Origin of the sequence: Hydrogenophaga sp., from assembly GCF_051860785.1 — a bacterium.
Classification (GTDB): domain Bacteria; phylum Pseudomonadota; class Gammaproteobacteria; order Burkholderiales; family Burkholderiaceae_C; genus Hydrogenophaga.
The window spans coordinates 1-12428 of sequence record NZ_JBIMLB010000019.1; the positions used below are offsets into that span (position 1 = coordinate 1).

10 protein-coding genes are annotated in these 12428 nt (G+C 61.2%); 7 read left to right on the forward strand and 3 right to left on the reverse strand.

The window, feature by feature from the left end:
* Positions 1–201: 201 nt before the first annotated feature.
* The 3 genes from ACTIF6_RS20400 to ACTIF6_RS20410 form a co-directional block, all read right to left on the reverse strand.
* A complete protein-coding gene (locus tag ACTIF6_RS20400) occupies positions 202–1734 on the reverse strand; it encodes an argonaute/piwi family protein (RefSeq protein WP_204735898.1) in 1533 nt (510 codons plus the stop codon).
* Complete coding sequence (locus ACTIF6_RS20405) at positions 1731–3116, reverse strand: toll/interleukin-1 receptor domain-containing protein (protein WP_204735897.1); 1386 nt, start codon at positions 3114–3116, stop codon at positions 1731–1733. The genes ACTIF6_RS20400 and ACTIF6_RS20405 overlap by 4 nt, the downstream gene beginning before the upstream one ends.
* 225 nt (positions 3117–3341) lie before the next feature.
* Complete coding sequence (locus ACTIF6_RS20410) at positions 3342–3773, reverse strand: HU family DNA-binding protein (RefSeq protein WP_204735904.1); 432 nt, start codon at positions 3771–3773, stop codon at positions 3342–3344.
* Between the two features lie 971 nt (positions 3774–4744).
* Between ACTIF6_RS20410 and ACTIF6_RS20415 the strand changes: the two genes are divergently transcribed.
* The 7 genes from ACTIF6_RS20415 to ACTIF6_RS20445 all read left to right on the forward strand — a co-directional run bounded on the left by ACTIF6_RS20415 (position 4745) and on the right by ACTIF6_RS20445 (position 12178).
* A complete protein-coding gene (locus ACTIF6_RS20415; RefSeq protein ID WP_439589768.1) occupies positions 4745–5854 on the forward strand; it encodes an ABC-three component system protein in 1110 nt (369 codons plus the stop codon).
* Positions 5851–6339, forward strand: a complete 489-nt coding sequence (locus tag ACTIF6_RS20420; protein WP_204735895.1) for a three component ABC system middle component — start codon at positions 5851–5853, stop codon at positions 6337–6339. Before ACTIF6_RS20415 ends, ACTIF6_RS20420 begins: the two co-directional genes overlap by 4 nt.
* Positions 6336–8312 carry a DUF3732 domain-containing protein gene (locus ACTIF6_RS20425; RefSeq protein WP_204735894.1) on the forward strand — a complete coding sequence of 659 codons (1977 nt, stop codon included), beginning with the start codon at positions 6336–6338 and terminating at the stop codon, positions 8310–8312. The genes ACTIF6_RS20420 and ACTIF6_RS20425 overlap by 4 nt, the downstream gene beginning before the upstream one ends.
* Before the next feature lie 525 nt (positions 8313–8837).
* Positions 8838–9953 carry a tyrosine-type recombinase/integrase gene (locus ACTIF6_RS20430; protein WP_439589769.1) on the forward strand — a complete coding sequence of 372 codons (1116 nt, stop codon included), beginning with the start codon at positions 8838–8840 and terminating at the stop codon, positions 9951–9953.
* A gap of 157 nt (positions 9954–10110) precedes the next feature.
* Positions 10111–10563: a hypothetical protein gene (locus ACTIF6_RS20435; RefSeq protein WP_182120457.1), complete on the forward strand. Its 453-nt coding sequence runs from the start codon at positions 10111–10113 to the stop codon at positions 10561–10563.
* A gap of 308 nt (positions 10564–10871) precedes the next feature.
* The gene (locus tag ACTIF6_RS20440; RefSeq protein ID WP_182120458.1) at positions 10872–11963 is read left to right on the forward strand and encodes an AAA family ATPase; all 1092 of its coding nucleotides are present in this window, start codon (positions 10872–10874) and stop codon (positions 11961–11963) included.
* The gene (locus tag ACTIF6_RS20445) at positions 11930–12178 is read left to right on the forward strand and encodes a hypothetical protein (protein ID WP_322315763.1); all 249 of its coding nucleotides are present in this window, start codon (positions 11930–11932) and stop codon (positions 12176–12178) included. The genes ACTIF6_RS20440 and ACTIF6_RS20445 overlap by 34 nt, the downstream gene beginning before the upstream one ends.
* Positions 12179–12428 lie beyond the last annotated feature (250 nt).

Below are 12428 nucleotides of genomic sequence, written 5' to 3' on the forward strand. Positions count from 1 at the left end.
GTCTGTTGCTTCATCTTCACCTTCGTGTCTCTGGTGACTCGATACATGCAAACCTCGCGCCACCTCTCGACTTATTCAGCGTAGCCCTAAGTGGCAGCAATCAGTCTGAAGGCGCCTGTCGAGCACCGAACTACGACTGTGCAGAGCTTGCTGTCAGTCACCCTCTGAAGCCAAGCCGTGTTATTCCCTTCGGGTATCGAGTCAGATGTAGTAGCGAAACGGGAGTGGAGGCAGCTCGTTCTTCCGAGGCGCAGCCGTCAAGATTTCACCGACCGCATCGGCGAAGCGTAGTGTCACCGGTACGCCGTCTCCGAAGATGCACGCGTTGTAATTGAGCTTGGTCAGGGCGAGCACGTCCGCCATGACCTGCTTGATGTCCGCCACCCCTCGGCAAATCTCGATCGACAGCGGGTTGGGCACCTCGCGGCCGGCATAGGTCTGCAACCTCGGCACGAAGCCTTTGGTCCAGAGATACGCCATCCACCGCGATCTAACCCAGCCCACACCTCGGGCGATGTTTATCGTGCCGTGCCGGTAGAGCTTCAGGCCCGCGTCCTGGCGGATACGTACGCACACCACATTGGTCTCGGGAGGCACGGTTTCCTTGAAGCCCTCCCACTCCTCGGCCGAGAAACGCGTCTTACCGTGGATGAAGAGCTCCTTGGGGGCCTCACCGCGATGGTTCTTGCGATATGAGTCCACGACCATCGCCATCAGGGATTTGGCCTTCTCCTTGGGGAGGTGAAAGTCGTCCTTGGTCGAGGTGAGCCATGGGCCGACCGCTCCGCGAAACACGACGCCGTCGCCGGAGTCGAGGAACATCTGGGCGCCGCAGCAGGCGTTGCCCGGCTCGGCCGAAGACGAATCCTTCTTGAAGACGATGCCGACATAGCAGACGCCCGGGCGCGATGCCGCAAGCTGCCAAGGCTTGCCGCCGGACTTGAAGAAGCAGGTCGTGGCGAGATTCCACGCAAGGGTCGCAGGGTCTTGAAGGCCACGGCCAGGCATGCCGTTCTCGCGGACGAATTCTTCGGGTGCGAGCGTGGTCTCGCGGACCACTTGCACCGCCGCCTTGTGCTCCAACAGCCGGGCTTTGAGCTGATTGTGGAAGTCGAGCTCGTAGAGGTAAATCTCGGCCGACGCGTTGTCTTCCTCGAACAGGCCCGGAGCCTTGAGCAGCCGGGTCGCCGCCGCCTTGTCCATCAGCACGCCGGAGCGCTGCTTCTGGCTGGCCTCGACTTTGGACTGCGGGCGGCAATACTTGTGGACATCCTCGGGCACGACGGCCATCCACAGATCGATGGTCGATTCGCTGCCGTCGCGCAAGTGGTTGGCGATCGCATCGGAATAGAGAGAGACGGCCTTGTGGATCGCCTGGTGGCGATCTGAGATGCGGATCGCATTGGCAAGCGCGGCAGCGTCGATTTCCAGCCATGTCGCGGGCTGAGTGGGCCACTCCACGCCGAACAGGGCTTGGAAGCCCGGAAACATGGTGTGGTTGGGGTTGTCAGCCAGCGCCGGTGCGATGGGCTTGGCCAAGCGCGCTACGCACGCCGAGTACCGGCGCAGGCCCTCCTTTGTGGAGACCACGCCGATGCGCAGCTTCGACCCCGCCTGAGGGCTCTCCTTTGGGCCATACAGCAGCAGGCCGTCCTTGGGATGCTCCATGGACTGCCCATAGCCGAAAAGCAGCTCGGGCTCAGCGATCTCGATCAGATTGAGTTCGAGGGTCATGCCGGAACGTCGTCGGCGTCGAAGTCATCGACCTCGCCCAATTCGTCGTCGGGCTCATCGACAGGATCGTCGTCGATGGATGGCGCCAAGTCGGAGAGGCCCACGGGCGAACTGAACATGATCGGCGTGGCAGACACAACGACCTCGCGGCCCGAGCCCACTGGCAGCTGGATCTCTGTAGCACCGTCTGCGACTACGGCGAGGAAGGCACGCAGGAAGCCGCGCCAGCGGTCATTCCACCAACTGCGGCAAAAGCTCATTCTCAGGCGGTGCGCCTTTGCTGGCACGTCGAACGGCTTGCCTTCTTCATCGGTGAAGACGATTGTGGCGCGCAGCTCGATCCGCCACGGCTCGTCGAACTGGGGCACCATGCCCACTGCGTAGCACCAATTGGCCTTCTTCTTCTCGCTGCGGCCATTGAGCCCTTTACGGCGCTTCCGGCCATCGACGTCAATGAATGCGACCTTCTCGCCGCGACCCTTGGTGAGCTCGGGCGTGACATAGAAGACCTTGCGCCCGCCAGCTTGCTCAAAGACGCCGAGGCCCTTGGCCTCCATAGCGAGCTCCCAGGCCTGCCGCACGAGGTTGGCGACGCGCTTGCGGGCCTCACGCGCATCGACGTACTTGTCGCCGAAAGTGGCGCCGCTTTGAATGAACATGGTCGAGTCCACGCCAGCGGAGGCCTTGAGCATGACCGACTTGGACATGTTGGAGACGAGGTCGGCCGCCTTGGCGAAGCCGACGATGCGGTCCTCATGCTCGAACCAAGGGATGCCGCGGTTGAGGTCAGTGACCTTGATCTCTCGCTCGCTTCCCAAGATGCGGGCGGTCTCGATCGGTGGCAGCGAGACAACGCTGAGCCATGTCGAGTCCAGCGATTCCTTAGACTCGGTGCGCAATATCGCGCCCTCCTTCACTTCGGCGAGCCAGTGCCTGGCGGAGCGCGGATCGGGGGCCGCCACCTTGGGCGCATTGGCCTCGGTCAACGTGTCGAGCAGGTCGGCCAAGCCCGCGTGCCATCCGTTGGCGAAGTCGATCACGTTCTTGCGGTGGATCCCGATGGGCAGCAGCGAGAAATCGTACTTGTCTAAGCGCAGCGGGATCACGAAGCCCGGCATCGACTTCTCAATGGTCTGAGCCAGCGCCCATTCGTCCTTAACGCCTTGCTTGTCCACCGCGACCGTGGAGACCACGGCCAAGAAGCGGTAGGACTCATTCCGGATGGCCCGTTCAATCTTGTCCCAGAAGTAGTCGCCGCCCTTGAGGCGGCCGAGATCGTGCCAGACGGAGAATCCCGAAAGCTCCAAGCGAGCGCCAAGCCAACTCACAAAGCCATTGTCCTCAGGCGTGGCATGGCTGATGAAAATGGATTGGCGGCTCATCTAGGCATTGTCTGCGATGCTGAGCGAATGTCAGCTTCCGGCATGAGCGGGAGCGTTCGATCGTCCCCCGACGAGAGACTGCCGTCTGGAACGGGCGTTCGACCAGCGTGAGCACGAGCTTCTTGGAGTGCGCAGGATTGGCTTAGTGGGGCTCTTCGTGGCTTGCCCCCAGATACAGCGCTGCTGAACTGGGCGCTCAGCTTGCGGCCAAGCGCCCGGGACACCTTAGAGGGAGGCGTCCTTGATCTTCTTCAGGGGGCGGACCTTCACGCGCACGGTGGCGGGCTTGGCTGCGAATTCGCGCTCGACCTTGGTGAAGGGGTCGATGCCGCGGCGCTTCTTCTTCGCCGGAATCGCCTGCGCGGTGATCTTGAGCAGACCTGGCAGCGTGAACTCGCCCAGGCCCTTCTTGCTCATGGAGGCAACGATCGTGGCTTCCAGTGCTGCCAGGACCGCTTTGGCGGCCTTCGGATCGACGCCGGCGACTTCAGCCAGGTGAGCTTGCAGCGTAGTCTTGTTGAAGGCGGTCTTGATCGGCCTCAGGAGCGCCAGGCTCGCGGCCGGCTTCTTGGCCACAGCGGCCTTGGGGGCTGCGACAGCCTTTTTCGCGACGGGTGCTGCCTTCTTCGCAGCCGTGGTCTTCTTTGCAGTTGCCATGGATTTATCTACTTTCGAGTGATGAAAATGCGCAAAGTGCGCAACACGATTGTAGAAACGTTGAGCGACCACGCGAAGTTCAAGAGCCGTCGAGCCTAATGGCTGGATAGCCCTGAACTTCGCCCAGGGCGACCAGGGTGGAACAGCGGCTACGCAGTCGTTCGTCGCTACGACAACTAGGTAGCTCGCGTCGTCGCGGGCGCCGTGTCAGCTAGGCTGCCGCATTCTTCCATCTAGGGAAACTGCAACTTTCTCACGGTAGTGGTCATTGCTCCCACATATAGAGGATATTGCCAGGGCGTCGAGCCCTTAGATTTGACATGGCGCACTGTGTGAGTGCGTGGCTTCTCGACTTGCTGTTCTAGCTACGCTGGTGGCACGAGAAGATTCTGATTTGCTTCAACCCGAAAAGGAGAACGGATATGAGGAGAGGAATTGCTTTGTTCTTGGTGGCATTGGCGACAGTCTCGTTTGCTCATGCACACTCAGGCGGCACTGATAGGAACGGTTGTCACGCCGGCTCTCAGCCTTATCACTGTCACTAAAGTGCCAAATCGGTGTGAAGGCGCTAGAGGTTGCGCTGCCTCCCGCTATCGGGTGGCGCTTCCGCGGCGTCCTTACTAGCCGGGTCGCGGCTTCAGACTGATTGAGTCATTCAGAGCCGCGGACAGAATCGGCGGCGAACATAAACATCGGTCAGTGGACGCCGGTGGTTCTGACCGACGACTTCACTCTTGGCTCCAGGCGCTGGACCGCGGATCAAACAGCGTACCGGCACGAACGAACGCTCCAGTCGATGGATATGATTCCTGTAGCGGCAGGAACCTGAAGACCCAGGACATGGGCATCTGACCCGTGATTGGTCGCGGGCAAGCAAGGGAGGACCAGTGGCAACACACACGGACAAGTACGCAGCCGGCGAGCAGGGGCTCGGCTACGTCTATCAGATTCGCTTTGCGCTCGCGCACCTGATGAAGCAGGACGAGAGCCAAGCACTGCTCATCGAGGCCGACGACGACGTCGAACTGCGCGACGTCGACGGCAAGAAAACGCTGATATCGCTGAAGCACAAGCAGGTCGGTGAGACCGTGGGCACGCTGTCGACCGACTTCTGGAAGTCCGTCCGCATCTGGCTCGACCGGTACATCCGGGACGGCAACCTCGCCTGCGACCACTCGTACTGCATGGCGACGACGGCGCGCGTCGGTCCCACTTCGCTGCTTCGGTATTTCCTCGACGGTGCCGATGCAAAGCCAGCGGGCTTCGCCATCCAGCTCGTCACTGAACTCAAGGGCTCGAAGGCCGCGCTGAGTGCGCAGATTGAGACCACGTTCAGCTCCCTGACCGCGACCCAACAGGACGACTTTCTGGCCCGCATCGTGATTGCCGACAGTTCGCTGCGCATCAAGGAGCTCGACACCGCCTTCGCCCCGCTCCTGCGGTCGGTAGCAGCGAAGTTCCGCATTGATGTCCGCGAACGCATGGAAGGGTGGTGGCTCAGGGAAGCCATCGAGCTCATCCAGGGTGAGCGCAAGCCCATCACCGGCGCTGAGGTCTGGGCGAAGTTTGCGCAGGTCAACAGCGAGTACTACGACGAGCGCCTGCCAATCACCTTCGACGACGCTTACCCTGATGAGGAAATCGACGCGATGAAGGACACCCGGCAGTTCGTCGAGCAGCTGCGGGCGATTGGCATGTCCAGCGACAGCCTGGAGATGGCAATTCTGGACTTCTACCGCGCGTTCGCCCAACGTGCGCACTGGACCCGAGTCAACGCCCTCGTTGGCGGCGAGATTCGGAAGTTCGAGCTGCGCCTGGTCGAAGAATGGAAGCGCGCCAGAGGCTGGGCAATGATGAAGGCACCACAGAACGAGGCCGAATTCCAAGCTGCGGGCCGCCAGCTGTATGACTGGGCCGAGAACCAATCCAAGGGCCTGCAAATCCGCAAGGACGTCACGGAGGACTTTGTTCGCCGTGGCAGCTTCCACATCCTCGCAGACGAGAAACCGATGCCCCGTGTGCACTGGCATCCCCAGTTCCTCATGCGCCTGAAGGCTGCCACATCGAAGGTGCCTGCATGAGGGACTGGTCCTCTCGACCTTTTGAAGAGCGGAACCTCTTCAACCCGGCGTTCTGCGCGGTGGTCTTGGCTGCAGCCATCCGCGAGTACGAACGCATTGCGAGGAAGCCAATGCCCTACTCCTTGACGCTGATTGTCCTGCCGATGTGCCTGCACCAAGCCTCGCGCGAGGAGATTCTGGAGAACAAGCGGCTTTCCGTCCTGCGTGTGTTCGCGCTTCGCCCGGACTTGCTGGTCGACTTCGCTGAGCGGGCGCGGGCGCTGGTCCAGTACGCCACAGAGGCCTTCGCACTGCTCGCAAGCAAGGACTGCATCAAGGTGGGAGATGACGGCTGCATCAGCCTCATCCCCAGACGGATGTCGCCTCAGCCGTTGAACACCGACGACGCCGAGAGGTGCCGCGCCGCCGCAATCGTCCTCGGTCGCAATTTCGCCCAGATTAACGACCGCGCGACGGTCTACACCAGCTTGTCCATCCGCCCATGAAGATTGCTTCGATTCACATCTACAGCCACGATGGCCGCAGGCGCAACCTCACCCTGAATCCCGATGGGCTCAACATCATCACCGGCCTAGCTTCGACGGGTAAATCTTCCCTGTCGGACATCGTCGAGTACTGCATGGGCGGGGATGAGTGCAAGATTGCGGAGGGCTTCATCCGCGAGAAGGTGTCGTGGTTCGCGGTCACCTTCCAGTTTCCAAACGAGCAGGTGTTCGCTGCCAAGCCAAACCCCAAGCCGGGTCAGGTTCAGTGCTCGCTCGCGATGGTCTTGCGGGGGAGGCAGATTCGCACGCCGGAATTCGACGACCTGAAGCACAACGGTGGCGATGAGCTTGTTCACGAACTGCTCTCTTCCCTGCTCGGCATCCCGGAGACCAAGACTCCGGTTCCGGAGCGCAGCAGCCGCACCGGCTACTCCGTCAACGTTAAGCACACGGCGTTCTATCTCTTCCAGAAGCAAGGCTTGGTGGCCAGCAAGGAGCTCCTGTTCTACCGGCAGGCAGAGGAGCACCTCCCTCAGACCATCCGTGACACTTTTGCCGTCCTCTTCGGCATCTCCAACGTCGGCGACATGGAGACTGAGGCGAACCGACGTGCGACGCAGCGAGAGCTGAAGATTGCTCAGAAAGAACTGAAGCTGGCACAAGAGACGGAGGATGCCCTGGATACGCGCGGCTTGGGCCTGCTGGCTGAGGCGCGGACAGTCGGCATCCCTTTCAGCAACTCCCCAGGCCGTGCCGGGCCAAGCACGGATGGAGCCGAAAGCGACCTGGTCGTGTCCCTTCGAGAGGTCCTTAACTGGCGGCCCGGGCAGGTAGCGCTCATGGCCGAGAGTGAAATGGCGAAGCTCCAGGCTCGTCGTTCAAATCTGCGGGCAGAGCGCCGCCAAGTCCTGGACCAGATTTCATCCGCGCAGCGGTACGTCAAAGGCGCGTCCGACTTCCAGACCGAGGCCCAAGAGCAGCGCTCCCGCCTTGAGTCTATCAATGCACTGCCGCGTGCATCGAATGGCGCCTGGCAGTGGCCATTCCTGAAAGAGGAAGACGCCCGCATGGATGGCATCGCTGAGTCGCTTATGGCCGAGCTATCGAGCCTGGACAGCGAGCTTGAGCAAGTTGGTGGCGCGCGCCCTCGCCTCGATGAGCACCTGGCAGCGCTCACCGACCGCTCCAGCCAACTGAAGGACGCCATCCGCGAGGTCGAGGTCGACCTCAACGTCGCTGTCCTGACCGATGAGAAGGCAGCAGCGCAGGAAGACGCCAACGCACGTGCACTGAAGGTTCAGGGCCGAGTCAGCTTCTATCTGGACAGCTTGAATCCAAGCAATGCCATCAGCACGCTGAAGCTCAAGGTCGAGCGGCTGCAGGCGAAGCTTGACCAGGTTAACCAGAACGCGGGCGCCGACGATGATGCAGACGCGCGTATGGAATCGGTTATCACCCACATTTCCGGCACCATGACCACGTTGGTGAAGGAGTTCAAGGCCTTCTTCTCGGAGTTTCCCTTCCGTCTGGACATGCGCAATCTGACCGTGGTGGTGCAACGTCCAGGAAATCCGGTTCCCATGATTCGAACAGGTGGGGGCGCGAACTGGCTGGCGTATCACATCTCTGCTCTTCTGGCCCTGCACCACTACGCCTCGGAAAACCGTATCCCGATTCCTCGCTTCCTTATGCTGGACCAGCCCACCCAAGTCTATTTTCCGTCGCAGACCATTTATGAATCGGTGGCGGGGGATGCGGAACAGGTCAAGCGTGTGGACGCCGACCTCGAGGCTGCCAAGAAGCTGTTCGAGACGCTGCTGAACTACACCAAGGAGCTGGTACCGGGCTTCCAGCTCATCGTCACCGAACATGCCAACTTCGCTGATGACTGGTTCCAGGACGCGCTGGTTGAAGACCCTTGGATGAACCCGCCCGCGCTAGTGCCGCAGGACTGGCCGAGCTGGCGCAAGTAACGCTTTGACGTCAATACTGCTCGGACGAACAGGTGTTTTCGCCAGACATGCTGACTGGCCTTCGAAGTCGTAGGAGGACATCTGAAGGCTTGATCCGCTGTCCAAGCCTGAACGTCGTGAATGACTGCTGCGCCCTTCGCGCCGGTCATTCGCGGATCACAGGTTCTTCCGAGCGGTTGACGGTTAAGCAGCCGATAGCGTGAATAAGAACATGGCAACCTAAGGACGGCAAATGGCTGCACCGCTGCCCTAAATCGACGAAGTCGAGAACTGCAGCGAAGCGTCGGCTCCTGCCCTTGACGTATCGAAAACACATGTTATCGATACAGGGACCCCCAGATTTTTCTGCACCGTGCAGGGAAGGGGAGACACCCAACTTCGATGCATTCACACGAACAAATTCCCGACAGTGTTTCCTCTCACATCTACGGCCTCCACTGCGACGCCGAGTGCAGCCCAGGGCTGAACCTCAAGCGAGACCCTGAGCGAGACAGCGCCGCAAGACGCTTCGCGCAACTGGGCCTCATGACCATCGAGACCCAGTGGCTTGCCAACTTCGCCAGCGCCTGCACCCGGCGCGCCTACGCCGCCGACGTGCGAGATTTTGCGGCGTTTTCGGGGTTGCAAACCCCGTGCGAGTTGCTGCAGGTCGCGCGCTCCCATGTGCTGGCTTGGCGCCACCACCTGCAGACCCAAGGCCTGTCGCCGAGCACCCAACGCCGCAAGCTCGCAGCCCTGTCCTCGCTGCTGGAGCATCTCGTCGATGAGCAGCTCATCCCCACGAACCCGGCACGCGGCGTGCGCAGGCCGCGCCTGGAAAGCCACGAGGGAAAGACGCCAGCTCTTTCTTTGGAGCAAGCCCAGGCTCTGCTGGAGGCGCCTGATGCGCACACGCTCAAGGGCGTGCGAGACCGTGCGATCTTGGCCGTTATGCTGTTGGGCGGTCTGCGCCGCGCGGAGGTCGTCACTCTTCGCGTGCGGGATTTTGATTGTCAGCGCGCGGGTGTGTCGCACCTGCGAGTGCTCGGCAAGGGTGGCAAGACACGGTTCATTGCCGCCGCACCCCTCATGCGCGATAGGGTGCAGCACTACCTGGCGATGAGGGGCGCGGAGCCTCAAAGCGATGAGCGGCTGTTCGTGCGGATGAAGGCAGTCCGCCGTCACTCCGGTGCCGGGTGCGATGTCAATCCTCAAGTTCGTCATATTGAGGAGGAGGAGGGTGGGTTTTTGAATGACAGAGGGGGTACCGGGCGACGCGCCAGCACGGCCCCAAATATCGAGCCGCACACCGCGGCGTTGGAGCGCGGCTTGGAGGCTCCCCACAATTTGCAGACCAACGCTTCTCAGCAGTCGCGGCGTCAAAGGCAGTCCGACACAGCACTCAAATCTGCTGGACTCACTGCTGGTGCTGTGGCCCAGCGCATTGTGCAGCCCTACCTGGCGCAGATCGGAGTGGTGGGAGAGAGGTTTTCTGCGCATGCGCTGCGGGTCACGGCCGCCACGCTCGCTTTGCGTGAGCGTGCTGACCTCAACGAGGTGCGGCATTTCCTGGGGCACGCCTGCATCACGACAACCACCGCCTACGACCGGCGCTGGAGCGATGAGAACCAGCCAGTGAGCCTGTTGCTTCCGTTGGGCTGAGGTCCTCGGCGGCAGGGGGCTTGAGGCAGTGCAGTTTGTGTCGATGCCCATCTGATTTTGGGCATCGACATCTGAGCGAGAGGATCTGAAAAAAGAGGATTTTGTGGACTTGACGGGGAAAGATTTCGTGAGAGCTTGGATGAAAGGAGATCACGAAATGACAACCGTAGCGACCAAACCATTCCATTACGATGAACCAAATTTCACCACCGAATGCTCGCATAAACGCATAGCCAAGTGCACGCCCGAGGTCGGTCTCGTGCACCGTATCGACGTCGGTGTCCACATGCTCGCCACCGAGCTTCTCATCATCGAGTTGCGCAGCATGGACGCAGGCGAACTGACCACCCTCTATTCTTGGGTGGGTCGGGTTGTCGATCCGGCGTGGGTGCGCACTCTCATTGCAAGTCCACAGGCGCTGGAGTGGCGCGATGTCCGGCGCAACCATCTTCGTGGGGGTGAGTCGTACGCCCGCCAGCACACACTGTATGTGCATATCTACGCACCTTACGAACCTCGTGTGAGCGATGCGAACACCCATGAGCGTGTTCAGCGTCGCTTCCTCGATTGGTACGCCTCAGGGGATGCCATTACTTCACGTCAATCCTGAGCGTTGTGTCCGCAAAAGATTGAGCGCGACCATTTTCCAAGTTAAGCAGCTGCGTTTATCTAATAACGGTTAGGCACCCGTGGTTCTTAAATGCCGAAAATTCCCGCGCCCAGACAACTAAATTTGTAACCCTCAAGACCAGTAAAGTTGTAAACGCTCAGCCCGCGCCGGGGTGGCCGAAGCGCGCGCGGCGGCAGTGACCGCAGGCCACGGCACCAGCTGGTTTGAGCCTTCTCCACGGTGCGGCCCTTGCAAGTTGGGCCGAGTTAGGCAGAATCGCTAGTTATCCCGTTTGAATAACTTAGGCTATGAGTCCCATCTACCACCGCCCCGACCTCGCGCACGACATGGCCAAGCAACTGCTGAGCCCCGGCGTGCTCGACCAGGGCCTTCGCTCAGGCTTGTTCCTCTCTGGCCTGCGCCGCACCGGCAAATCCACCTTCTTGCGCCAGGACCTGATCCCCGCACTGGAGAACGCTGGCGCACTGGTGGTCTATGTCGACCTGTGGTCTGACGTCAGCGCAGACCCCAGCACCCTGATCCACGCCGCACTGCGCTCGGCGTTGAAAGAGTTGCAATCCGCGAGCGGCACCGTGTTGTCTCGTCTGAAGAGGATCAAGAGCCTGGACGTGGGCGGTGCGGGCTTCACCTTCGGCTTTGAGATTGCGGACCTCGGTACGGCCAACAGTGTCACCATCGCTCAGGTCGCGCAGGAAGTCATTGGCCAGGCAAAAACGGATCTGGTATTCATCGTGGACGAAGTCCAGCACATGCTCACCTCAGACGCCGGCATTGCCCTCATGCAAGCCTTCAAGGCCGCGCGCGACGCGGTCAACTTGACCCCGGACACTCCTGGCCACTTCATCTTCATCGGTACCGGCTCACACCGTGCCCAGGTGGTGGGGATGACGGTGCAGGGGAAAAACGCCTTCGAAGGAGCCACGTCGGTCGACTACCCGACGCTGGGAGAGGACTACGTGGAATACGTGCTCCAGACACTGCACCAGGAGGGCGTCAAAGTCATTCCCAGCCAGCCGGTGGCCAGCCACGCATTCGGACTGCTTGGCCGTCGCCCGGAAGAATTGGTTCGAGCGCTGCGCACATTGCAGAAGTACCAGCCCCAGGAGGCCGACCTGTACCTTCCGGTCATCGCCGCCACACTCAAGGAAGCAGCCGCGGACATCGAGATCAAGAAGATCGAGGAGCTGGGCGATCTTGCTTGCGCTGTGTTCGGACGTGTTGCCAACGCCGAGGTGGAAGCAAGTGGCCTTTTCTCGGCCTCGGCACTCGGTGCCTATTCGTCGATGCCGCACGGCTGCAGGGAAGCGGGACGGCTTCTATTGCCGCGAGGCCTCTGGTGCCCAACGTGCTGCCGCTGGCCTGGCCTCAGCTGCCCTTGATCTTCGCCAGCGCGCTTCTGATCGAGCCCGGGCTGTGCTTCCTCGGCGCGGGCGACCCCAATCGGCTGAGTTGGGGCATTCTGATCCAGTCGGGTCAGGCACATGGGCTGCGCGGCTGGTGGCACGCCTGCTTCCCAGGGATGCTGCTGGCGGCGACATGCTTGGGACTCGTGTTGCTGGCTTCGGACGCCGACGGACCAGACGAGCGGGTGTGATGCGATCGAGGACGCGAACTAGCTTTGCACTTTCGGCCGACCAGCCAACAAACTTTGCACTGTGTGTGGGGCGGTGGCGAGCGATGCGGCGTCTGCGCGCGCAATCCAGACCGAAATGAGCCACAGCCAGACTGAGAACCCCGCCATTGGCGGCCTCTCCTTCGTGGTATTCCCTATGTTCTGGGCAAAGAGGCCCAGTCAGGCACGCCTCATGCGTATTTACGGTCGCGATGCAACCGTTTGGCAACGT